This is a genomic window from Bacillus sp. 2175, assembly GCF_057812155.1.
Genome location: NZ_CM173819.1, coordinates 1,163,375 through 1,186,959, shown reverse-complemented (window position 1 = coordinate 1,186,959; position 23,585 = coordinate 1,163,375). Strand labels below are relative to the sequence as shown.

The 23,585-nt window shown below is 36.3% G+C and carries 28 protein-coding genes and 1 other annotated feature; of the genes, 9 read left to right on the top strand and 19 right to left on the bottom strand.

All coding sequences use genetic code 11. The features are described 5' to 3' along the window. Positions 1 to 260: 260 nt before the first annotated feature. The 8 genes from leuD to ilvE form a co-directional block, all read right to left on the bottom strand. Entirely contained in the window at positions 261 to 842 is a 582-nt protein-coding gene (leuD, locus tag ACXKY9_RS06460) for a 3-isopropylmalate dehydratase small subunit (protein ID WP_000433189.1), read from the bottom strand. After that, positions 820 to 2,214 (bottom strand): 3-isopropylmalate dehydratase large subunit, encoded by a 1,395-nt coding sequence (gene leuC, locus ACXKY9_RS06455; protein WP_000518102.1) that lies wholly within the window; start codon positions 2,212 to 2,214, stop codon positions 820 to 822. Before leuC ends, leuD begins: the two co-directional genes overlap by 23 nt. Continuing rightward, positions 2,214 to 3,278: a 3-isopropylmalate dehydrogenase gene (gene leuB / locus ACXKY9_RS06450; protein ID WP_000415384.1), complete on the bottom strand. Its 1,065-nt coding sequence runs from the start codon at positions 3,276 to 3,278 to the stop codon at positions 2,214 to 2,216. The genes leuC and leuB overlap by 1 nt, the downstream gene beginning before the upstream one ends. Positions 3,279 to 3,355: 77 nt before the next feature. Next, complete coding sequence (leuA, locus tag ACXKY9_RS06445; protein ID WP_000815752.1) at positions 3,356 to 4,876, bottom strand: 2-isopropylmalate synthase; 1,521 nt, start codon at positions 4,874 to 4,876, stop codon at positions 3,356 to 3,358. 1 nt (position 4,877) lies between these two features. Beyond that, positions 4,878 to 5,888, bottom strand: coding sequence for a ketol-acid reductoisomerase (ilvC, locus tag ACXKY9_RS06440; protein ID WP_001151747.1), 1,011 nt, complete (start codon positions 5,886 to 5,888; stop codon positions 4,878 to 4,880). 26 nt (positions 5,889 to 5,914) lie between these two features. Further along, complete coding sequence (gene ilvN, locus ACXKY9_RS06435) at positions 5,915 to 6,424, bottom strand: acetolactate synthase small subunit (protein ID WP_000822952.1); 510 nt, start codon at positions 6,422 to 6,424, stop codon at positions 5,915 to 5,917. Further along, complete coding sequence (gene ilvB / locus ACXKY9_RS06430) at positions 6,421 to 8,121, bottom strand: acetolactate synthase large subunit (protein ID WP_000095831.1); 1,701 nt, start codon at positions 8,119 to 8,121, stop codon at positions 6,421 to 6,423. Before ilvB ends, ilvN begins: the two co-directional genes overlap by 4 nt. 72 nt (positions 8,122 to 8,193) lie before the next feature. Continuing rightward, positions 8,194 to 8,421 (bottom strand) — a binding site (T-box leader). Between the two features lie 15 nt (positions 8,422 to 8,436). Beyond that, positions 8,437 to 9,333: a branched-chain-amino-acid transaminase gene (ilvE, locus tag ACXKY9_RS06425; protein WP_001005487.1), complete on the bottom strand. Its 897-nt coding sequence runs from the start codon at positions 9,331 to 9,333 to the stop codon at positions 8,437 to 8,439. 415 nt (positions 9,334 to 9,748) lie between these two features. On the opposite strand from ilvE, the gene ACXKY9_RS06420 reads away from it, so the two are divergent. Both ACXKY9_RS06420 and ACXKY9_RS06415 read left to right on the top strand, forming a co-directional pair. Then, positions 9,749 to 9,988, top strand: coding sequence for a DUF3911 family protein (locus ACXKY9_RS06420; protein WP_000752512.1), 240 nt, complete (start codon positions 9,749 to 9,751; stop codon positions 9,986 to 9,988). A gap of 86 nt (positions 9,989 to 10,074) precedes the next feature. Then, positions 10,075 to 10,314 (top strand): YkuS family protein, encoded by a 240-nt coding sequence (locus ACXKY9_RS06415; protein WP_000101022.1) that lies wholly within the window; start codon positions 10,075 to 10,077, stop codon positions 10,312 to 10,314. A 352-nt stretch (positions 10,315 to 10,666) separates the two neighbouring features. On the opposite strand, the gene ACXKY9_RS06410 is transcribed toward ACXKY9_RS06415, so the two are convergent. Beyond that, a complete protein-coding gene (locus ACXKY9_RS06410) occupies positions 10,667 to 10,756 on the bottom strand; it encodes a hypothetical protein (RefSeq protein ID WP_000608227.1) in 90 nt (29 codons plus the stop codon). A 108-nt stretch (positions 10,757 to 10,864) separates the two neighbouring features. Then, positions 10,865 to 11,332, bottom strand: coding sequence for a GerW family sporulation protein (gene ytfJ, locus ACXKY9_RS06405; RefSeq protein ID WP_000204234.1), 468 nt, complete (start codon positions 11,330 to 11,332; stop codon positions 10,865 to 10,867). 188 nt (positions 11,333 to 11,520) lie between these two features. On the opposite strand from ytfJ, the gene ACXKY9_RS06400 reads away from it, so the two are divergent. Beyond that, positions 11,521 to 11,895: a hypothetical protein gene (locus ACXKY9_RS06400; RefSeq protein WP_000136535.1), complete on the top strand. Its 375-nt coding sequence runs from the start codon at positions 11,521 to 11,523 to the stop codon at positions 11,893 to 11,895. Positions 11,896 to 11,930: 35 nt separating this feature from the next. Here the strand turns inward: ACXKY9_RS06400 and ACXKY9_RS06395 are convergent, their stop codons facing one another. Next, entirely contained in the window at positions 11,931 to 13,274 is a 1,344-nt protein-coding gene (locus tag ACXKY9_RS06395) for a TrkH family potassium uptake protein (RefSeq protein ID WP_000383522.1), read from the bottom strand. 1,271 nt (positions 13,275 to 14,545) lie between these two features. Here ACXKY9_RS06395 and ACXKY9_RS06390 point away from each other — a divergent pair. Next, positions 14,546 to 15,781, top strand: a complete 1,236-nt coding sequence (locus ACXKY9_RS06390) for a dicarboxylate/amino acid:cation symporter (protein ID WP_000814807.1) — start codon at positions 14,546 to 14,548, stop codon at positions 15,779 to 15,781. A gap of 22 nt (positions 15,782 to 15,803) precedes the next feature. Here the strand turns inward: ACXKY9_RS06390 and ACXKY9_RS06385 are convergent, their stop codons facing one another. Next, a complete protein-coding gene (locus ACXKY9_RS06385) occupies positions 15,804 to 15,959 on the bottom strand; it encodes a hypothetical protein (RefSeq protein WP_000184928.1) in 156 nt (51 codons plus the stop codon). Positions 15,960 to 16,114: 155 nt separating this feature from the next. Continuing rightward, the gene (locus tag ACXKY9_RS06380) at positions 16,115 to 16,534 is read right to left on the bottom strand and encodes a MarR family winged helix-turn-helix transcriptional regulator (RefSeq protein ID WP_000081432.1); all 420 of its coding nucleotides are present in this window, start codon (positions 16,532 to 16,534) and stop codon (positions 16,115 to 16,117) included. A gap of 269 nt (positions 16,535 to 16,803) precedes the next feature. Here ACXKY9_RS06380 and ACXKY9_RS06375 point away from each other — a divergent pair, with 269 nt between their 5' ends. Further along, a complete protein-coding gene (locus ACXKY9_RS06375) occupies positions 16,804 to 17,391 on the top strand; it encodes a thioredoxin family protein (RefSeq protein WP_003283701.1) in 588 nt (195 codons plus the stop codon). A gap of 29 nt (positions 17,392 to 17,420) precedes the next feature. On the opposite strand, the gene uppP is transcribed toward ACXKY9_RS06375, so the two are convergent. Continuing rightward, positions 17,421 to 18,212, bottom strand: a complete 792-nt coding sequence (gene uppP, locus ACXKY9_RS06370) for a bacitracin resistance undecaprenyl-diphosphatase (protein ID WP_000796265.1) — start codon at positions 18,210 to 18,212, stop codon at positions 17,421 to 17,423. 186 nt (positions 18,213 to 18,398) lie between these two features. Between uppP and ACXKY9_RS06365 the strand changes: the two genes are divergently transcribed. The 3 genes from ACXKY9_RS06365 to ACXKY9_RS06355 all read left to right on the top strand — a co-directional run bounded on the left by ACXKY9_RS06365 (position 18,399) and on the right by ACXKY9_RS06355 (position 20,175). Then, complete coding sequence (locus ACXKY9_RS06365; protein WP_000665549.1) at positions 18,399 to 19,757, top strand: MATE family efflux transporter; 1,359 nt, start codon at positions 18,399 to 18,401, stop codon at positions 19,755 to 19,757. Positions 19,758 to 19,833: 76 nt separating this feature from the next. After that, positions 19,834 to 20,007, top strand: coding sequence for a hypothetical protein (locus tag ACXKY9_RS06360; RefSeq protein WP_000341062.1), 174 nt, complete (start codon positions 19,834 to 19,836; stop codon positions 20,005 to 20,007). An 18-nt stretch (positions 20,008 to 20,025) separates the two neighbouring features. Next, a complete protein-coding gene (locus ACXKY9_RS06355; RefSeq protein WP_000743742.1) occupies positions 20,026 to 20,175 on the top strand; it encodes a hypothetical protein in 150 nt (49 codons plus the stop codon). Between the two features lie 83 nt (positions 20,176 to 20,258). Here ACXKY9_RS06355 and ACXKY9_RS06350 read toward each other — a convergent pair whose 3' ends face one another. Next, positions 20,259 to 20,777 (bottom strand): hypothetical protein, encoded by a 519-nt coding sequence (locus ACXKY9_RS06350; protein WP_000715262.1) that lies wholly within the window; start codon positions 20,775 to 20,777, stop codon positions 20,259 to 20,261. A gap of 83 nt (positions 20,778 to 20,860) precedes the next feature. Between ACXKY9_RS06350 and ACXKY9_RS06345 the strand changes: the two genes are divergently transcribed. Further along, positions 20,861 to 21,763 (top strand): aminoglycoside phosphotransferase family protein, encoded by a 903-nt coding sequence (locus tag ACXKY9_RS06345; protein ID WP_000378980.1) that lies wholly within the window; start codon positions 20,861 to 20,863, stop codon positions 21,761 to 21,763. A 2-nt stretch (positions 21,764 to 21,765) separates the two neighbouring features. On the opposite strand, the gene ACXKY9_RS06340 is transcribed toward ACXKY9_RS06345, so the two are convergent. From ACXKY9_RS06340 to ACXKY9_RS06325, 4 genes are all read right to left on the bottom strand, one after another. Next, positions 21,766 to 21,927 carry a hypothetical protein gene (locus ACXKY9_RS06340; RefSeq protein ID WP_000651084.1) on the bottom strand — a complete coding sequence of 54 codons (162 nt, stop codon included), beginning with the start codon at positions 21,925 to 21,927 and terminating at the stop codon, positions 21,766 to 21,768. A gap of 185 nt (positions 21,928 to 22,112) precedes the next feature. Further along, a complete protein-coding gene (locus tag ACXKY9_RS06335) occupies positions 22,113 to 22,886 on the bottom strand; it encodes a hypothetical protein (protein WP_000544577.1) in 774 nt (257 codons plus the stop codon). A gap of 24 nt (positions 22,887 to 22,910) precedes the next feature. After that, on the bottom strand, positions 22,911 to 23,357 hold the full coding sequence (locus tag ACXKY9_RS06330; RefSeq protein WP_000041153.1) for a flavodoxin: 447 nt from the start codon (positions 23,355 to 23,357) through the stop codon (positions 22,911 to 22,913). Beyond that, the gene (locus tag ACXKY9_RS06325; protein ID WP_000929026.1) at positions 23,350 to 23,532 is read right to left on the bottom strand and encodes a hypothetical protein; all 183 of its coding nucleotides are present in this window, start codon (positions 23,530 to 23,532) and stop codon (positions 23,350 to 23,352) included. Before ACXKY9_RS06325 ends, ACXKY9_RS06330 begins: the two co-directional genes overlap by 8 nt. Between the last annotated feature and the right edge of the window lie 53 nt (positions 23,533 to 23,585).

Here is a 23,585-nt window from a genome sequence, read left to right as displayed (position 1 = left end):
TAAGCCGAAAATAAAAAGAGCCTTGTAGACAAAATACCTACAAGGCTCTTCAGTAGAGTGTAGGTACAACGGGAATAACCCTTGTACCTACACGTTTTCACGCTAGGTTCAAGGGTTTCATGTATGATGATGTAGTTGTGTAAGCATTGTAATAGATTGCACGATATTCATAATACTTACTCCCTTTCTCCTCTGATTTTCACATAGTATATAACAGTTAATTTTGAATGTAAATACATTTTTAATATTCCGTCACTTTTTTAATGTAAAGCCACTTTTCTTTCATACTCTTTTATTTCTTGTTCATATTGCATTGTAATACTAATTTCATCTAAACCATTTAATAACTTCTCTTTCCACATTTTCTCGATTGTAAAATGGAATCTATGCGTATTCGTTGTCATTATTTCATTTTCTAAATCAACTGTAATTTGTTCCCTCGCATCTGTTTTAGCAAGTTGTTCACGCATATCTTTATCCATTACAATCGGTAACATGCCATTCTTCATACAATTCATATAAAAGATATCGGCAAATCCTCCAGCGATAATAACGCGGAAACCATAATCAGCAAGCGCCCATGGAGCATGTTCTCTTGACGAGCCACATCCAAAATTATCACCTGTGATTAATATACTGGCTCCTTTTCTTTCTTGTGCATTAAGCGGGAAATTAGGGTTTTCTTGGCGATTATTATCATATCGCCACTCATCAAATAAAAACTTCCCAAACCCAGTTCTTTCAATTCTCTTTAAATATTGCTTCGGAATAATTTGATCTGTATCAATGTTATCATTCATCAGTACTGCGGCAGTACCTTTATGAATACGAAATGGCTCCATCATAACTCTCCTTTCTAATATCAACAAAATGACCATATAACGCAGCCGCTGCCGCCATTGCCGGGCTAACTAAATGCGTTCGTGCTCCCTTTCCTTGTCTTCCTTCAAAATTGCGATTTGACGTAGAGGCACAATGTTCCCCTTCAGGCACTTGATCTGGATTCATACCTAGACACATTGAGCATCCGGGCTCTCTCCATTCAAATCCAGCTTCTTCAAATATGCGATGTAATCCTTTATGCATCGCTGCTTCTCTTACCCTTTGAGATCCAGGTACAACAAGTGCTCGCACACCTTCTTTTACTTTTTTACCTTTCACGACAGATGCAGCAATTTCTAAGTCAGAAAGCCTGGAATTTGTACAAGATCCAATGAAAACATGTTGAACTGGAATGTCATACGTACTTTGTCCGGGACTCAATCCCATATAAGAAAACGCTCTTTCGTCATTTGCATCATGCTTTTCTGGCAATTTCTCATCGATCCGAACGCCCATACTAGGATTTGTTCCCCACGTAACGTACGGCGCTAAATCCGTAACATCTACTAGAATATGTAAATCATAAACTGCATCTAAATCTGTATAAAGTTCTGACCATTTTTTCTTAATAGATTCATAGTCTTTCGGTGCATATTTACGCCCTTTTACGTAAGCAACCGTTTTTTCATCTGGTGCAATAATGCCAGCCTTTGCTCCCCCTTCAATTGCCATATTGCAAAGCGTCATCCTCTCTTCCATATCCATAGCATGAATGGCCTCTCCGTAAAATTCCATTACGTAACCTGTTCCAACTGCTACTCCGTACTTTGAAAGAAGGTGTAAAATAATATCTTTCGCATAAACACCTTGCGGTAACTTTCCTTTTAACTCAATGCCCATTGCTTTCGGCTTTCGTTGCCATAACGTTTGCGTCGCCAATACATGTTCCACTTCACTCGTACCAATACCAAACGCTAGTGCGCCAAAAGCACCGTGTGTTGCTGTATGACTATCACCACAAACAATCGTTTTTCCTGGCTGTGTGAGTCCAAGTTCTGGTCCTATTACATGAACGATCCCTTGCTCTTCATCTCCGATATCCGCTAATGGCACCTGAAATTGTTTACAGTTTTCCCGAAGTGTATCTAGTTGCTGCTTCGCAATGCGGTCGGTAATATTCCAAACATCTTTCGTTGGAATATTATGATCCATCGTTGCAAATGTTAAATCTGGTCTGCGGACTGTTCGATTTGTAAGCCGCAAGCCTTCAAAGGCTTGCGGTGACGTTACTTCATGAACAAGATGTAGATCGATATATAATAAATCCAATCCATTTTCATTAGTCGCAACTACATGTCTTTCCCAAAGCTTATCTAGTAACCTTTTCCCCATTATCTTCCTCTCCCTACTAACGCTTGCTCTTCCATTTCTTGAATAACTGCCTTTGTAAATGAAGTTGTCGTTTCAGTCCCCCCGATATCTGCTGTACATTTTCCTGATTTAAGGACTGCAGAAACTGCTTCTTCAATTGCATATCCTTCTCTCGTTAATCCGAACGATTGCCCAAGCATCATTGCAACAGAACGCATCATCGCAATTGGATTCGCCTTATTTTTCCCCGCAATATCCGGTGCTGATCCGTGAATAGGCTCGTATAATGAAGGCCCCTTTTCAGCGTGACTTGCTGATGGAAGCATTCCTAATGATCCAGCTAATACTGAAGCCTCATCACTTAAAATATCACCAAATAAATTTTCCGTTACAATAACGTCAAATCTTCCTGGATTCCGAATTAATTCCATAGCTGCTGCATCTACTAAAATGTGTTCTACTTCCACATTTGGGTAGCGAAGTGCTACTTCTTCTGTCACAGTTCTCCATAATTTACTAGACTCTAAAACATTCGCTTTATCAATAGATGTTACTTTTTTCTTCCGCTTATTCGCTAATTGAAAAGCATACGAAACGATACGTTCAATTTCATGGCGATGATACGTAAGTGTATCTGTCGCCACTTCTTCCGTTCGCTCTTTCGGATAAGAAAAATAAATTCCACCTGTTAATTCACGAACGACAACGAAATCAATTTCATCAGCGTTTTTTAATGGTGATAAATGTGCAGTTGCACTTTCTACCGTTACAGGGCGAACATTCGCAAATACACCGAGTCCTTTTCTTAATGCTAATAATCCTTTCTCAGGCCTTTCTTTCGCACTATCCCACCTTGGTCCACCTACTGCTCCAAGTAAAACCGCATCACTCGCTAAACAGGCGGCAAGTGTTCGCTGTGGTAATGGTTGCCCAGTTAAATCGATAGCAACACCACCAAAGTACTCATCTTGCAAATGAAAATGATGTCCATATAGCCTTTCTACCATATGCAATACTTCCTTCGCACTTTCCATTACTTCTGGACCAACACCATCACCAGCTAAACAAACGATACGTTTTTCCATTTTTAACACTCCTTTTAACTGAATTTTCAGAACTTTAATTTGATAGGTGAGGAAAGCTTCTCTCACCTATCAAATATTTATTTCCCAAGCGCTATAAGAGATTTTAATTTCCCTGCTGCATGGACATAAGCTCTCGCCGACGCTTCCAATACGTCTTGCGCAACTCCGAAACCTGATATTTGGTGACTACCTTCTTTTAATTCAACATGAACGTGAGCAAGTGCATCTTGACCTTGTGTAATAGATTGTATGCGATAATCTGCCAATTCACATTCTAATCCTAAAATTCTTTGAATCGCATTGTATATCGCTTCAATACTACCAGAACCAGTGGCTGCATCTTCATATACATTTCCTTCCTCATCCTTCAGCACAACTGTTGCGCATTGTGTACTATTTGATACGAAATGCACTTGTAATTGCGTAATGTTATATTGCTGAGCTGCAAATGCTGCTTCACCAAGCATAAGTGCGCGTAAATCTTCTTCAGTAATTTCCTTTTTACGATCAGCCAACTTTTTAAATGCTTCGAATGCCGCATCTCGCTCTTCATTTGTAAATTCATAACCAAGCTCTTTCATTTTTTCCGTAAACGCATGACGGCCAGAATGTTTCCCAAGTACAAAGAGATTTTGAGATTCTCCTATAAGCGCTGGTTCGATAATTTCATAAGTTGTTACTTCTTTTAAAACCCCGTCTTGGTGAATGCCCGATTCATGAGCAAATGCATTCGCTCCAACGATTGCTTTATTTTTCGGTACAACCATACCCGTTAACCTGCTTACTAATATACTCGTCGCCTTAATTTCTTTTAAAGTCATTGAAGGCTCTGCTTTATAAAAATCTTTTCTAATATGAAGAGCTACCGCAACTTCTTCTAACGCTGCATTCCCTGCTCTTTCTCCAATGCCATTAATCGTTCCTTCTACTTGCAATGCTCCTCCTTCAACCGCAGCTAACGAATTTGCTACTGCCATACCAAGATCATCGTGACAATGACAAGAAAAAATCGCTTTTTCATATGATGGAACGGATTCTTGTAAGTATTTAAAAAGAGAATAATACTCTTCTGGATTCGTATATCCAACTGTATCCGGAATATTAATTACATTCGCTCCTGCTCGAATTGCAATTTCTACTGCTTCAGCTAAAAATGCTCTCGATGTTCTTGTCGCATCTTCTGCAGAAAATTGTACTGTCGGAAATAATGATTTTCCAAGCGTAACCGAGCGATGAATACTATTTAACACATCTTCTTTTGACATACAAAGTTTATATTTCATATGAATATCACTCGTAGCTAAAAATACGTGTAGACGAGGAGATACAGCACCTTTCACAGCTTCATATGCTCTTCGAATGTCACTTTCTTTCGCTCTAGCTAAACTCATAACCGTAGCATTTTGAATTGTATTCGCAATACGTTTTACCGATTGAAAGTCACCTTCGGAAGCTGCCGCGAATCCAGCTTCCATTACATGAATACCAAGCCTCTCTAATTGCCTAGCAATTTGTAATTTCTCTTGTTCATTTAAATTTACTCCTGGTGATTGTTCGCCATCACGAAGCGTTGTATCCATGAACAAAACCTGCTTCATATTATTTAACCCCTACCTTTACTCGCGGCTGTACGAAAGGCATCATTTCACGTAATTTACGTCCAACTACTTCGATTTCATGTTTATTCTCTTTCTCATTTGTCGCATGGAAATTTGGTCTTCCTGCTTTATGCTCTGCAATCCAGCCTCTTGCAAATGTACCATCTTGAATTTCTGCTAATACTGCCCCCATCGCTTTCTTCGTATCTTCAGTAACAACGCGTGGTCCTGATACGAAGTCTCCCCACTGCGCTGTATCTGAAACTGAATATCTCATATTTTCAAGTCCACCTTCGTACATAAGGTCAACGATTAGCTTCAGTTCATGTAAACATTCAAAATATGCAAGTTCAGGCTGATATCCTGCATCAACTAACGTTTCAAACCCTGCTTTTACAAGTGCAGTCACTCCGCCGCAGAGTACAGCTTGCTCTCCAAATAAATCTGTTTCTGTTTCTTCTTTAAACGTCGTTTCTAGTACACCAGCTCTCGTTGCTCCAATTCCGTCAGCATAAGAAAGTGCTTTTTCAGTCGCAACTCCTGTTGCATCTTGATATACTGCAAATAATGCAGGAACAGCCCCGCCCTCGGCGAACGTACGGCGTACGAGATGCCCCGGTCCTTTTGGCGCTACTAGAAATACATCTACATTAGCTGGTGGTTTTACTTGATCAAAGTGAACATTAAATCCATGTGCGAACACGAGGGAGTTTCCAGCCTGTAAATTTGGTGCAATTTCAGCTTCATATACTTCTGGTTGTAATTCATCAGGCAGTAGAATCATTACTACATCAGCTTTTTCCGCTGCTTCTGCTACTGTATATACAGAAAATCCATCTTCATTCGCTTTATTCCAAGACTTACCTTTTCTTAAACCTACTACTACATCAAATCCGTTATCACGTAAATTTTGCGCATGTGCATGACCTTGCGAGCCATATCCGATGATTGCTACTTTCTTTTCCTTTAATACATTTACTGTTACATCTTTCTCATAATAAACTTTTGCCATTTTCATTTCCCCCTATATTTAAATGATTATTGAATTAACATAACTTGCTTATCTTGTTTTTTCATACTACGTGTAAATGCTGTTACACCTGTTCTAGCAATTTCTTTCAAACCGTATGGACGAAGTAATTCAATTAACGCTTCTACTTTGTCTTGCGTACCTGTTACTTGCACAACTATGGAATCCTTCCCAACATCTATTACAGCGGCTCGAAACGGTTCAATTAAACTATATAATTCTGCCCTCGCTACAGAAGTTGCTACTTTAATAAGAGCAAGCTCTCTAGCAATCATCGCTTCTTCTGTAATATCTGATACTTTCAGTACGTCAATTTGTTTATGCAGTTGTTTAATTAACTGCTCCACTTGCTGTTCACTTTCAACGTGTACAACAATCGTCATTCGCGATATATCTGATGATTCTGTATGACCTACTGAAATACTTTCAATATTAAAATGTCTTCGTGTCATAACCCCTGTAATTCGGTTTAAAACACCACTTTGATTTCGAACTGTCGCTGTAACAATTCTCTTCACCCTTTTTCCACTCCCTCCATTTGGTGAACACCTTTTCCTGGCGCAACCATCGGCATAACCTTCTCTGATTGAAGTACACGACAATCAATTACGACTGGCTCTTGTAATTCAATAGCATGCTGGATTTGCTTCTTTGCAAGAAGTGGATCGTCAATACGAACACCTTTTATGCCATATGCATTCGCAAGAGCGACGAAATCTGGTTGGCATGGTAATAAAGAATGTGAATATCTTTGATTGTAAAATTCATCTTGCCACTGTCTTACCATTCCTAAAGCTTCATTATTTAAAATAAATACTTTAACGGGTAAAGCGTGTTCTTTTAATACACTTAATTCTTGTAGAGTCATTTGAAACCCAGCATCACCAACAATTGCAATAACTAATTCTTCAGGCTTTGCAATTTGCGCACCGATTGCTGCTGGAAATCCAAACCCCATCGTTCCTAATCCACCAGAAGTTACCCATTTATCTGGATTTTTCAGCGGATAATATTGGGCTGCCCACATTTGGTGTTGCCCAACGTCTGTTGTTACAATCGCTTCTCCCTTCGTAATTTCATATAACATATCAATTGCGTATTGGGGCTTAATACTTTCAGAATTTCTTTTATAAGAGAATGGATATTGTTCTTTTCTCCCCTTTAATAAAGTGATCCATTCATGATGATTTTCTTTTCCCCCTTCTGGTTCAAGTAATACTTCCAATGCCCGCTTAGCACTTGCAACAATAGGAATTTCAGTTGGCACATTTTTCCCGATTTCTGCTGGATCGATATCGATATGCGCAACAGTAGCCCCTTTAGCAAAATAAGCTAAATTCCCTGTAAGCCGATCATCAAATCTCGCGCCTATATTAATGAGTAAGTCACATTCATATAACGCTATATTTGCTGTATAAGAACCATGCATTCCTCCCATCCCTAGAAATAGTTCATCATCTGGTGGAAAACCACCAAGACCAAGTAATGTATGCACAACAGGGATTTCATATTTACGAGCAAAATTTGTCAATTCTTTCGAAGCTTTCGCATGCAATATACCCGCTCCAGCTAAAATTAACGGTTTTTTTGCGGTTTCAATTACTTTGAGTAATTTGTTTATTTGAAGTAGATTCGGTTCATAATTAGGGTTATATCCCGGTAAATCCATTTGTACATTGCTACATTGCTCACCTTTCTCGACTACCATATCTTTCGGAAGGTCAATAACGACTGGTCCTGGTCTTCCAGTTTTAGCAATATGAAATGCTTCTTTAATAATTCGAGGTAAATCTGAGGCCTTTCGCACTTGATAGTTATGTTTTGTCACTGGCATCGTAAGTCCCATAATATCTGCCTCTTGAAAAGCATCGCTCCCAATTAACGTTGTTGCTACTTGGCCTGTAAATACTACAAGTGGCAATGAATCAATCATCGCATCAGCTAGACCCGTAATTACATTTGTAGCACCTGGCCCACTCGTTGCAATTACAACCCCTGGATGCCCTGTAATTCTGGCATACCCTTCAGCAGCGTGAATTGCCCCTTGCTCATGCCTTGTTAAAATATGCGGAATTTCACAATCATACAATGCATCATAGAGAGGTAAAACGGCACCACCCGGATAACCGAAAATCACTTCTACGCCTTCCTTTTCTAGCGCTTCTAACAATAGCTGTGCACCAGTTGCCAGTTTCTCTTCCGTTTTTGAAGACATTGTTCTTATAAGCCCCCTTTTTCAAACTTTTATACAATAAAAAAATCCTACGTCCACACTCCAGCTATGTGCTGAAGGGACGAAAGATTTCGCGGTACCACCCTTCTTCGCAAGAATACTCTTGCCTCAGTGATCCATAAATGGATCTAGCTAATAACGGAGCTACCGTCTAAGCCTAGACAAATGCTTTAGCTTAGCACTCAAGGGCGATGTTCGTCGACGTGAACCATCGGTTTTCAGCAACCACCGACTCTCTGTGAGGCTTCACAATCAACTACTCCTCCCTATCAACGCTTTCTTATGTTAAAAAAGTTGTTATCCAACTTTATTTTCTTCGTAAATTTTCTCTCCATCTTCTACAACTAACTTACGAAACTCTTTTAATAAACGGTTCGTATGTGGACCTGTTTGCCCTAAGCCAATCGTTCTACCATCTACTGTCGTAACAGCAATCACTTCAGCAGCTGTTCCTGTTAAAAACACTTCATCAGCTACATATACATCATGTCTTGTAAATAACTCTTCTCTTACGTCATACCCAAGTTTTTCGCCGATTTCTAAAATGGCGTTTCGTGTAATACCTTCTAACGCTCCAGCAGAACTTGGTGGTGTAATTAATTTATTTCCTTTAACAATAAACACGTTATCTCCTGATCCTTCAGCTACATATCCTTGATCATTTAACATAAGTGCTTCTTGTACTCCAGCTAATTTCGCTTCAATACGAACTAAAATATTGTTTAAGTAATTTAAAGATTTTACTTGAGGGGATAAAACATCGGGACGATTTCGGCGCGTTGCAACTGTTACAACTGGAATCCCTTTCTCATAATATTCTTGTGGGAATAAAGATAATTGTTCTGCAATTACTACTACATTCGGCTTCTTACATGAATCGGGATCCAATCCAAGATTTCCTGCTCCTCTTGATACAACAAGGCGAATGTATCCATTAGATAATTTATTTTGTCGAATCGTCTCAACAACAATATTTGTTACTTCATCTAATGAATATGGAATTTCTAAAAGGATTGATTTTGCTGATTCATACAGCCGGACAAGATGCTCTCTCAAACGGAAAACATTACCGCTATAAACTCTAATTCCTTCAAACACTCCATCGCCATATAAATAGCCATGATCATATACTGAAACTTTTGCCTCATCTTTTGGAACAAATTCTCCATTTAAGAAAATCCATTGCTCATTCACTAGAAGCGCCTCCTATGTTCTATGAATTTTTTATTGTTTCCTAGTTTACTCTCCTTTCTAAATAAATCAAGTGAATTTTTTAGAAAATTTATAATTTTTAATCATACGTACTTCTTTGCTTATACTGATTTAACAACATTGTTAACGTTTACAAAAAGTCAAAAAATTTTTTTCGCCAACTTCCACTAAAAAAATATTTGTTTAAAAGAAGGATTTTCATCAATTGATACGAATCTATTGTATTCAATAAACGGACGTCCGATTTTATAAATCCGGGGATATATAACGACTTTTGCTGAAAAAGGGGGAAAATAACAAAAATAGCGCTGTCTAAAAATAACATTCATATTTTTCATTTCGTAATCATAATCCTATTTTTAAAAAACAATTTGTCAAAATAAAGGAGGAAATAAATATGGCGTGTGTACAAATTAAAGGAACGAGACAAGAGGTAGTAGAAATGCTGCAATTATTTGATCTAATGGATACGAAAGGTTTTTGTAAATTCGATAATTACGTAGAGGTAGAACCAAATACGAAAGAACATAATCATTTTATTGCTTCAATCGACATCCATTCAAATACTTCTTCAGCACAAGATACATTAAACGATCAATTCGTTAGTCAAATGCTTACTGGCGTATATAACGACTAAACAAAGATTTACTTCCTACCGTCTTTTCATAAATATATGCAGTGAACTTGAGCATACTAGCAATTAGATGGTAGGAGGTGATAATTATGGCTAGAATTGGCGTTGAAAACTCATTAACAGACGTTCAACAAGCTCTTCAACAACAAGGTCATGAAGTTGTTACACTTAACTCAGAACAGGATGCACAAGGGTGTGATTGTTGCGTTGTAACTGGGCAAGATTCTAATGTGATGGGCATTGCAGATACATCAATTAAAGGATCAGTCATTACAGCTCACGGTTTAACAACGGATGAAATTTGTCAACAAGTTGAAAGTCGCACTTAAAAAATGCAAGAGGACCCCTTTTAAAAGGAGTCCTCTTTTTTATATTCACCTAACGGGAAAGTAACATATACTGGATGAAAGCCCTACCTCTCTCTCATCATTACGGTTCCACTGACCGCTCCTTGATTCACTAGTATACATATATAGCTTACAAATACAATTTATAGGGTTTGTTCACAAAAGTTGTTGATAAAATTACCCGATCTTTCGCAAACTTTTCGTATTGCATTCATAAGAGATATTTACTTTACACTAGCTGTAACCGAGACACGAATTAAAATCTTAACACCAATACAATAACTTGTCAACTTTTTTCCGCAAATTAAAAACAGACATTAACGGTTTGTCTGTTTTAAAATGGAGCTTTTTCTTTTATTACATATACAACAAAGCCGCTTACTAACATAAATAAGCCAACTACTAAGTTTTTGATATTAATCATAAATTCCTCTCCCTTATTCCACACATCATATATATTTACATTTCAATTATTCCGATCATCCTAAAGCGCACTTTTTCTAATATATCATAATTCCTAAAAAATGCAAGTTCACTTTTGACGACCATTCACAAATTTATCTACAGTGCTTGGTACAGTATTTAAGGCCTTTTCAATTAAATGTGTACTGCTGTTGAGATGTAATACTTGCACCCCATTAGAACCAACTACTAAAAAAGCTACTGGACTAATGGAAACCCCAGCCCCGCTTCCTCCTCCAAATGGATGCCCTTGTTTGTTCTCTTTATGCTGATTTTGCCCACCGTTATGTTTTTCAGTGATGAAATCCCCTTTAAAATCACTTCCACCAGCTCCAAAACCAAAAGCCACTTGAGATACTGTTAATACTACATTTCCGTCAGCTGTTGAAACCGGGCTCCCAACAATTGTATTTACATCTACCATCTCTTTTAAATTTGTCATTGCCGTTTTCATTAAATTTTCAATTGGATGTTCCATTATGTATTGCACCCTTTCCTCATTATTCCTTTTTATATTTTCCAAAATAGAGGAAGTCATACTAACTTTTCCTATTTTAAAAAAACATTTTCCTTCTTTTAAAAGATACTACTCCCTGTACATGCTCCGGTATAGTGAAACTTTAATCAGTGGGATGTGTACGTAGCTCGACTCCCACAAATAGCGGGATAAAAAAGAAAAAGAGATACATACTACTATTGAACCTTGTTATGAAAGGAGTCATGACTTTGACTGAGAAATTTGATGATTATAAAAAAAGAGATAGAATAGATAGTGATTATAGTGACTATAAAGAAGAGTACGCCGCTGAGGTCGCACCACAACGCATTGATTATGATTACGATGATAAAGACGATAAAGATGTTGTAAAATCGTCCGCTGCTGGATCAACTGCTGGTTTTATCGCTCTTGCGCTATCTATCTTATCGCTATTTACATTTCCAACACTATTTGGTCTTGTTTCTGTTTTACTCGGTATTTACGCTTATAATCGCGGAGCTACTGTAACTGGCGGTATCGCTGCAGTTGTCGGTGGAATTGCTGCACTTATCGCAATTTTATTCCGAGTAGCACTTATTGGTCTATTGTTCTCCCTGTTCTAAAAAAGAAAAAGGTATCTCGCTTAACGCGGGATACCTTATCCTGTAAACACATCTTCCGATGGATATTTTATTTTTTGTTTTGCTGGTCGCGCTAAAGAGAACACAAGTGTTAATGGTCCAATTAATCCGCAGAACATAACAAACATAATAATACATTTTCCGAATGCCGATAGCTGTGCAGTAATTCCCATCGTTAATCCGACTGTGCCAAACGCTGATATTGTCTCAAATAATAATTGAATAAAGCTGAAGTTTTCTGTAAGCATTAATATGAATACCGCTGCTAAAATAAGTATTTGACTGGCAACAGCAATTGCTAATGCCCTCGTTACTGTCGACATTTTAATTGTACGCTGAAATAAAACAATTTCCTCCTTTTTTCTAAAGAAAGAAAGGACAGATGTAATTAAGATAACAAACGTCGTTAATTTAATTCCTCCACCTGTCGATACACTTCCTGCACCAATAAACATTAAAATCATCGTAAATAATATAGATGATTCTTCCATACCTCCATAGTCAACCGTATTAAATCCAGCTGTCCGCGGAGTAATACCTTGAAAGAAGGAAGCCCATAGTTTTTCATTTAAAGATAAATTCCCTAACGTCTTCACATTATTATATTCCAATACAAAAATCACAATCATTGCTATAACATTTAGCACTACTGTTCCAATAATCATTATTTTTGAGTGAAGTGATAATTTTCGAAAACTGCGACTATACCATATATCAATTAATACGGTAAAACCGAGTCCTCCGATTACAATTAAAGAGCAAATCCCAATATTAATAATGGGATCCCCTACATATCTTGTTAAATTATCTGGCCATAAAGCAAATCCTGCATTATTATAAGATGCAATTACATGAAAAATACTATAGTATAAACCTTTTCCAAAACCAAACTCTGGAATAAAGCGAAACGATAAAAAGATGACCCCAATAAGTTCAATACAAATCGAAAATATAAAGACACGCTTTACTAATTTTACAAGACCACCTATATTTGTTTGATTAAATGCTTCTCCAATTAATAAACGATGGCGTAATCCGATTTTTTTACCTAGTACCCAAACAATTAAAATGGCAATTGTCATAAGACCTAGACCACCTGTTTGAATTAAAAACATAATAACAATTTCGCCAAACATCGTAAATGTACTTGCTGTATCCACTACTCCCAAACCAGTTACGGTCGCTGCTGACGTTGCTGTAAAGAAAGCATCTACCCAACTAATATGTGCTTTCGTTGCGAATGGTAATTTTAATAACAAACCGCCAACCACAATTAAGCAGAAAAAGCCTAATGCTAATATTTGTGGTGGGTTTAATCGTATAAGACGATTATACAGCCCTTGTTTTTTTGTTACGTCCATATCATTAACTCCCTTATTAAAGTGAAGCTTCCCCTCATACAATAAAAAGCTTTTTAAAAGCCCTTAAATAATTGGGACAAACCTTATATTCTCATAATATAGTTGAGCATAATCTTTTTTTTCATAGATTACAACTTTTATTTATATTCAGATTCCTTTTCGTTTTATGTTGGAAAACTCTATATCCTAATTCTATATTGCTAGCAATAACAATTTCATATGTACTATTGTTCAAATCCCCATATCTTTCACTCTATGTTCACATAGAGGTCACATCCACCTTTTATAGTATATGTATCGAAGCTGTTCCTCCCTAATTTATAAGACATTCCCCAGTGTCTTTGAATAGCTTCCATCCCTAATTAAATTGACATAAATTGTCCCCTTCCCTTGACCATCTTATAAATGATGGTCTTATTTTTTGTTTGCTTTATCTTTTATTCCGCTATTTGTGGGCAATAAACGCCCGATTGGTTAAGGCTAATAATCAACAGGGGATGAACAAAAAACACTCATTAAATTTTCATTTTATTTAAAACTCCCTCTCTCTTTCACTCTATATTCACACAGAGGTCACATCTATCTTTTATAGTATATGTATTGAAGTTGTTCCTCCCTAATTTATAAGACATTCCCCAGTGTCTTAAAGCAGCTTCCATCCCTAATTAAATTGACATAAATTGTCCCCTTCCTTGACCATCTTATAAATGATGGTCTTATTTTTTGTCTTTCTATCTTTTATTTAAAACTTCCACTCTCTTTCACTCTATGTTCACACAGAGGTCACATCTACCTTTTATAGTATATGTATCGAAGTTGTTCCTCCCTAATTTATAAGACATTCCCCAGTGTCTTTGAACAGCTTCCATCCCTAATTAAATTGACATAAATTGTCCCCTTCCTTGACCATCTTATAAATGATGGTCTTATTTTTTTGTCTTTCTATCTTTTATTTAAAACTCCCTCTCTCTTTCACCCTATGTTCACATGAGAGTCACACCTACCTTTTATAGTATATGTATTGAAGTTGTTCCTCCCTAATTTATAAGACATTCCCCAGTGTCTTAAAGCAACTTCCATCCCTAATTAAATTGACATAAATTGTCCCCTTCCCTAGACCATCCTATGTGATGGTCTATTTTATTTTCCAAACACAAAATCAGTCTATCTACACCTAAAAACCAAAAATTCAGAAAATATTGTTAAATTAGGGATTTTTTCGGTATAATTGCTTTAGAAAGAAATTTCGCAAAAACAAAAGGGGGATTTTATTGAAACAAACAAAAGCAATCTTAATCGCATTATTTCTAGGTCTAGTTGTTGGACTCACTCTAAATTTAGCTGCTCCATCTATCTTTGAGCCACTAAATCAATATGTGTTCAACCCAATTGGTCAATTATTTATTCGACTTATTAAAATGCTAGTTGTTCCTGTTGTGTTTATTTCTATCGTACTTGGTGCTGCCGGCCTTGGAGATCCGAAACAACTTGGAAGAATCGGTTTAAAATCAATTTCATTCTTTCTCGTAACAACTGCGGTTGCCATCTCTATAGCGGTTACATTTGCACTTATTATAAAACCAGGAGCTGGCGGTAATTTTAAAACAGAAGGTCTTAAGTATGAAGGTGCAAAAACTGAAACATCTTTCGTTGACACATTGCTAAATATCGTACCAGATAACCCAGCAAAAGCGATGGCTGACGGAAACATGTTACAAATCATTGCCTTTGCCGTATTGATTGGACTCGGTATAGCTATTTTAGGAAAACGAGTTCAAGGTATCCATTCATTACTTGAACAGGGCAACGAATTAATGATGTATCTTGTTAATCTCGTTATGAAATTAGCCCCAATTGGAACATTCGGTTTGCTCGCTTCATCCGTTGGTAAAATGGGGCTTGCAGGCGTCGCTGCGATGTTCAAGTATATGATTGTCGTTATGTTAGTACTCATTATTCACGGGGTCTTTGTATATGGTGGCTTATTAAAGATATTAGCAAAAGAAAGTATTGTTCGTTTCTTTAAACATTTCGGGCCAGTAATGGCAATTGGATTTAGTACATCTAGCTCTAATGCATCGCTTCCATTTGCAATGAAAACAGCACAAGATAAGCTTGGCGTTCCAAAAGCGATAAGCTCATTTGTACAACCACTAGGGGCAACTATTAATATGGATGGTACTGCCATTATGCAAGGAGTAGCCACTGTATTTATCGCTCAAGTATACGGAGTTGAACTTACATTACCGCAATTAGCTATGGTCGTATTAACTGCTGTACTCGCTAGTATCGGTACTGCTGGTGTACCTGGTGTTGGACTTGTAATGCTTACAATGGTTTTAAATCAAGTAAATCTACCAGTAGAAGGTATCGCTTTAATTATCGGTATTGACCGTATTCTAGATATGTCTAGAACAGCTGTAAACATTTCTGGCGATGCAATTTGCGCAATGATTGTCGCAAAATCAGAAGAAAAATATAATACGGATCAATCGGCAGCATCGTAAATCAAAAAAGGAGTGAATTAATTCACTCCTTTTTTGATTTACTCCCTTTTTTAGAACGATATTCTTTCCCTTTATTATCATTACCAGTTTCAAATTCAGTGCTAAATTCCTGATTAAACTGGCCGGACTTTGGTGATCCTTGATTACCGCTCCCTTTACTACCGTTACGATTCGTCATATTTCTCCCTCCCTTCCTTGTATTAGTAGTATGGCGCTCTATCTTTTTTCATACACATTTTATTTTTTAACATCTATTACACACGAAAGAAGACCTCCCATATATAAGGAAGACCTTCTATTTCATCACGTAAGCGTTTTCTTATTTATAATCACTTAAATAAGTTTTTTGGAAATTGAAATCATTACATTCATTTCATCTTCTGAAAGTGCAGAGAATCTTTCTTGTAAGTATTGTTTTTTCGCATCTTCCATTTTCGCAACTAAATCTTTCCCTTGTTCTGTAATCTCTAAATACACAACTCGGCGATCTGATGTAGAACGTGAACGAGTTACAAAACCTTTATTAATTAATTTTTCTGTAACAGCTGTAATATGACTATTCGACACATTTAATTCATTTGCTACACGCGATACCATTTCTTTATTCGTACGATTTAATATTCTCAGAACGATGAATTCATTCCACGGTATGTAACCACCGAATATTTTTCCGATATCATTACGCAATGTGCGAAACATAGCAAACACATTTGTCGATAGTTCTTCCATTAATTGCTCTCGATTTTGAGACAACATTGACAGCTCCTTTTATTTCATTTAGTTAAATAAAAACCTTATTAATAATTTTACATGAAATCTTACTTTTTGTCATCTTATTTTCCCATAATTCGTAGTTTTTTAATATGTATTTCATGATAAAATGAAGTCAACTTCCAGAAAAAGGGGGATTTTAATGCGTGAGGAGGAGAGGTTCTCAAATCTCAGCCAAAAAGATAAAATAATAATTATTAAGTGACAAGAAAGAGTAAGAATACAAGCTTTTCTATATAAAAATTGGTACAATGAAAGCAAATCTTACTAAAGAGGTGTTAATTATGAACTTACAACAATGGGCTGATAAAGGTATGTCCTTTGATACATATGTGAATGAAATGCAAGTAAACCAATACGAGCTACTACACATTTACAATAATTTTTTAATTCCAAATGAATTACTTCCTGTATTAGAAGAACGTCAAAATGATGGCTGGCGTGTTATCGTATTAACTGCTGATTGGTGTGGCGATGCTCTTTTATGCGTACCTGTTATGAAACGAATTTCTGAAGTTGCAAATATTGATATGCGTTTATTAATTCGCGATGAAAACTTAGAATTAATGGATCAATATTTAACAAATGGAACAGCACGTGCGATTCCAATCTTTATTTTCATTGATAAAGATGGAAATGAACAAGCCGTCTTTGGACCACGCGCTCCAAAAGTACAAGAATTAGTAACTTCAATGCGCGCTACATTACCTGAAAAAGAAGATCCAACATTTGAAGAAACACAAAAAGAAATGTATGCTAATTTCCGTGCTACATTAGCTGATGATACTTCTCTTTGGGAACATGTAATGGAAAACATGATAGAAAAATTAGTAAAATAAAAACCTGCCGAGCTCGGCAGGTTTTTATTTTACATAATGAAGAAATAGAATACCGCAGCTAAAATGAAACGATAATAAGCGAACGGTGTTAGTTTTACACGAGCTAATAATTTTAAGAATGAGACAATTGCAAGCATCGCAACAACGAATGCAGTTACAAATCCTGTTGCAAATAGCGTTACATCTGCCGAGCTTAATACATGCCAGCTTTTAATTAAATCTAATCCAGTTGCAGCTACCATCATCGGTACTGCTAAAATGAACGTATATTCAGCTGCCGCTGTATGCGACACGCGAGCTAATAAACCACCACTTATTGTAGAACCAGAACGAGAAAATCCTGGCCAAAGTGCTAAACATTGGAACATTCCAATTGTAAATGCTTGCTTATATGTGATTTCATCTAACGTTCTTGCTGTACTTGGTTTTGAAAACTTCTCAGCAACAATCATTAAAATACCACCAGCTACTAAACTAATGACAACTGGTCCTGGACCAAATAAAACCTTTTTAATTGCACTATGGAATAATACACCGAGTACCCCGGCAGGAATCATCCCAATAATAATATGTAATAAATTTAACGATGGCCCTTCTTTTACTTTCCCAATTCCAACTAACGACCATAATCGTTTCCAAAATACAACTACAACCGCTAAAATCGATCCCAATTGGATTACAACTTCAAAAACTTTTGCTCTCTCGTCTTCAAATCCAATTAAATGTCCTGTTAAAATCATATGTCCTGTTGATGATACTGGTAGAAACTCTGTTAACCCTTCAACAGCACCCATGATTAAACCAATTAACCAATCAGCCACAAGTAGTGCCTCCTTAATAACAAATAATATGTAATTTTTTCACACCTTATCATAATACCTTATCCCTTTTCAAAGTGCATCCTTTTTTTATTGGCTTCATATGTTGTAGGCGCGTATTTCTTTTCTAATCTTTGATTAAATTGTATGATAGTAAGAGTTTGTTTTTTTATACGGAAAGGGGATTTTATGAAAGAAACTACTTCATTCTCACAAAAGTTAAAGCAATTTGTATTACTATTTTTTCCGATTTTCGTAACGCAAATGTCATTATTTGCGATGAGCTTTTTCGATACAACAATGTCAGGACATGCAAGCCCAACTGATTTAGCAGGTGTCGCAATTGGAACAAGTATATGGATTCCAGTTAGTACTGGGTTAACAGGAATTTTAATGGCCACGACTCCCATTGTTGCACAGCTCGTTGGATCCAAGAAAAAAGAGGACGTTCCCCACGTTGTCATACAAGCAGTTTATTTAGCAATTTGTGCTAGTTTCGTTGTTATCCTCATCGGTTTCTTCGTCGTTTCACCTATTTTAAACGGCATGCGCTTAGAAGAACCTGTGGAACGTATTGCAGCTCAATTTTTAAGTATTATCGCAATAGGAATTATACCTTTATTCACTTACACGGTTTTACGTGGATTTATTGATGCATTAGGAAAAACTCGAACAACGATGATTATTACATTACTATCATTACCAATTAACGTAATATTAAATTACTTATTAATCTTTGGTAACTTCGGTTTCCCAAAACTTGGTGGTGTTGGAGCGGCAATTGCTTCCACTGCAACATATTGGTGCATTTTAATTATTACAGTCATTATTATTCAGACGAAAGAGCCTTTTGCCTCTTTCAACATTTTCAAACAATTATACCGCCCTTCTCTTTCGAGTTGGACAGCATTCTTAAAGCTTGGCGTCCCTATAGGATTTGCTATCTTTTTTGAAATGAGTATTTTCGCTGCGGTAACGCTTATGATGAGTAATTTTAGTACGACAACTATTGCAGCTCACCAAGCAGCTATGAACTTTGCTTCCTTGTTATATATGACTCCGCTAAGTTTAGCAATGGCAATGACTATTGCGGTCGGATTCGAAGTTGGTGCAAAACGTTTCGATAATGCAAAACAATACGGACTGATTGGAATTGGATTAGCCCTTACCTTTGCTTTATTATATTCGATTCTTCTCTACTTCTTTGATGATCAAATTGCTTCTATTTATACGACAGATGCAAAAGTTCATCATTTAGCAAAAGAATTTCTTATCTTTGCGATTTTATTTCAAATTTCAGATGCAATTGCAACCCCTGTACAAGGAGCTCTGCGTGGTTATAAAGATGTAAATGTCGCTCTAATTATGACTTTAATTGCTTATTGGATAATAGGTCTACCACTAGGTTATATATTAGCAACGTATACAGAATGGGCCGCAAAAGGCTATTGGATCGGTCTTATTATCGGTCTAGCATTTGGCGCTGCCTTCCTACTTATCCGTCTCTTTCAAGTACAACGAAAATATACAACACAAAACAGCCGCTAATAATAAAGCGGCTGTTTTCTTTATGCATATTTTTTCTTGTAACGTATAATATAATGAAAAAGGAAGGTGGGTACATATGGACGACAAAGAAAAAAAGCAATCATTCGATGAAGAATTTGCCCCTGAAATTTCACCTGGATATCGGCAAGATGTACATAAGCCACCTAAATATAAAAACACTTCGTTTTTAATGGGCATTACCATTTTCGCTGCTGTATTACTCATACTTATCATTTTCGTTTATTTTTGATGAAAGGTGGCCTATTATATGAAGAAACAAGATTCCAATCGTTCAAAAAGAACTGTTAAAACACAAAAAGGATATGCAGGAGATTCTGTTCATACCCTTAAACAAGTCGAGCAAGGAAATTTATATATTGCTCAAAAAGAACTTGGTCAACAAAATGAAAATCTTTAAAGGCCCTTTATTCCTTGAGGGCCTTTTTATTCCGCATTAAGTAGTACACACCCCAAAATGTTCTATTGAGCAATGAATTTCCTTTATTGTACGCGCTGCTTTTGTTCTAGCACCATAAATATATTATTAACCTTTACAATTTTCACTTCATAATTCAATTTCATTTCGCTTCTCTTACCATTTTCAGTACCCGCAACGTACGCTACAGCTTGATAAAGAAAACTCTCATCGGTCTCTTCACGTATCTCCTCGTTTGTAAATTTATACTCTAAATCTCGAAAACGATTTGGATAATAATTTCCCATTAATTGTTCATACCCTCTATTTAAAAATAGTTCTTCACCTTTTCGTTTCACATCTTCTTTATTAGTAGACCCAAACACTGATAGTTGCTCGGTCACAAAATGCTCTCCTACCTTTTTCATTTCATTATGAGTTAAATTTTCTATACTTTTGTTCTTTAACTCCTTATTTAACTCGTACTGATCAATCGGTTTAAAGGTAGCAAAAACCTCCTCTTTATATGACCATAACAATATAAAAGCGATACATAGAGAACTGATTAACAGTCTTTTTTTCGTAATACTCCCGCCCTTCTTAATAATGATAGCTATATTTTAACATATAGAAAGAAAATTCTGATATCATAAAGTGGAATAACTTAACTTAGAAACGAGGAACAATTATGGACTCTTACAAACATTATATAAAAGAAGCTTTGCCTAATCTTTCTATACATTCATATAAACAAAATGAAGAAGGATGGGATAATGTAGCAGTTATAGTAAATGATGAGCTATTGTTTCGTTTCCCGCGAAAACAGGAATATGCGATGCGAATTCCGTTAGAAAAAGAACTATGCGCAATTCTCACTCAATCACTACAAGAAATCGAAGTTCCACAATATCACCTAATTTATAAAAATGAATCTGATGAGGTTCCTCTTTGTAGTTACTATACTCTCATTCATGGTGAACCATTAAAAACAGACACAGTTGCCACGCTGGAGGATCCAGAGCTGAAAGCAATTATTACACAATTAGCTACTTTCCTTGCGGTACTACATAGCATTCCTTTACACCAAGTTACAACGCTATGTTTCCCTATTGAAAAAACATGTACCTACTGGAAAGAGCTACAAACAAAATTAAACCAATATCTCACTACTAGCCTTACTTCATTACAGAAACTAGCCTTAAATCGCTTATTTGAAAATTTCTTTGCATGTTTAGCTATATCCACTTTTCAAAACACAATCATTCACACTGATTTTACTCATCATCACATTTTATTTAACAAGCATAACAAAAGTATTTCAGGTGTTATCGATTTTGGTGATGCGCAAATTGGCGATCCTGCTTTTGATTTTGCAGGACTATATTATGATTTCGGACATGAGTTTACTACATCTGTATATGAACAGTACAGTACACTTATTTCTCATCATGATCCATTACTCATTCATCGCATTACTATCTTCTATCAATACAGTCCTTTACTACATAATATTATTTATAACTTTGAGTCAGAGAATAAACTCGAATTCATTACAGGCACAGAACAGCTAAAAACGATATTACAGGGATGAGATTACATTCTCTCCCTATATACTCTCTCCTCATACAACATTAACTTTTTATCCATTTCAACAATGACTTTATACAATTGAAATGCCTGTAAAATTTGCAGTTGAATTTCAAAAGGAGCATTTTGTTCTTTTAACCATTGAAATACTTTCGTTTCATCTTTCATTGATTATTCCTCCCTTTATCCTGCTATTCGCGGGTAGCCCGATTAATGAGGGCTGATAATCAGTGGGGGATTGACAAAACCCCCACTGATTAAAGATTCACTTTATTAAAATCTGCTATAAATATACGGTAAATGATGAAAAGCTTTTCATGTCAACAACAAAAAAGGATGCAAAGTTGCATCCTTTAATGTACGATATTTTTCTTCTGCTCCGCTTCTTTCTTTACTTCTTCCCCTTGGCATTCACTACGAAATGCACAACTTATACACTCAGAACGAAAATGACGCTCTGTATAATGCTCAGGTTGTTGCAACATTTCTTTCATTCTAGATAAATCAGCCATTCCAGTTATAATATCTTCCTGTTTTGGAATGTACTCATACTTAGTTCCTTCTATTAAATTAATAACTTCAATCTTTCCTGGAAGAACGCCGAAAGCTTTATAACTAAATACTGTCATTAGCTTCTGACAAAGAGCAAGCATTTCCTCATCCGCATCGACGACATACTTTTTAATTACAAACGACCCAGCACTCCACTCACCAACTTCAAATGTCAATGACATGTGGACACCTAACTCTTCCATATATGTTTGAAACTTCTCGTATAAAAACAATGGTGGTGTCTGACTATCATCCTTTTCAACAAACTGTAATAAGTGATCCGTTAGCTTAGCTAATACAATATAGTACTCCGTCTTCGAAGCAAACATATTAATCCTTACTTTTTTCCAATACTTTTCTATTAATATTAAAAGTACAATTTTCGTTTGTTGACCCGCAGGTAGCGTGTAATACTCGTTAATAATTTGATTGACAATCATTTGTGCTATTTGTTGCCATTCAAATGAAGAAGGTTCTCTTCTTTTTATATGACGAAAATAAAATTTATGCGGACAACGCATAAAATCATACAAATGATAATCTGTCATCGTTTTGATTGAGATTTTCTCATGCACTTGCTCTTCATCTCCCTTCTGCCATTAAGAAAGGTGTTTTACAAATTCAGCTCCAAACTGTAAACATTTTTCTACATCTTCATCTTCTGGCGTTAATTCTACTTTTAGTCCTTCTAACACAACTGCTGCCCCGCGCTCTTGTAGCTTTTCTATTAAAATGTCAACTGCCACTCCGTATTTCGGATAAGCTGAATCACACGATCCGAATACTGCCGCTTTTTTCCCAGTTAAATCAATAGAATCCATTGCATCATAAAAATCTAAGAAATCATCAGGAAGATCACCATCTCCCCAAGTATATGCACCTAAAATAATTCCATCATACTGTTCTAATATAGAAGCTTCTGGTGAATCCATAATATCAATAACTTCAATTTCATTTTCTGTTTCACGAATTACGCCGGCAATGTGGTCAGCCATTTCCTCTGTATTTCCACTCATACTTGCAAAAATCATTACTAACTTACTCAACTGAACCTCTCCCTTTACTTTGTATCTCTTTTTCTGTTTGAATGCTCTTCTTCTCATCTACATATTCAGACCGAATTACATTTCTTTGCCATTCCATATGCTGATCAACATCTTTATTTTTATTTTTATCTTTTAATCCCCTCCGCAGAAGGTGAAAATTTTTTCTCATTAACATGTCGCATCCATCCTATTGATAATAATTATCAATTTCAACTACTTTTAGATTAA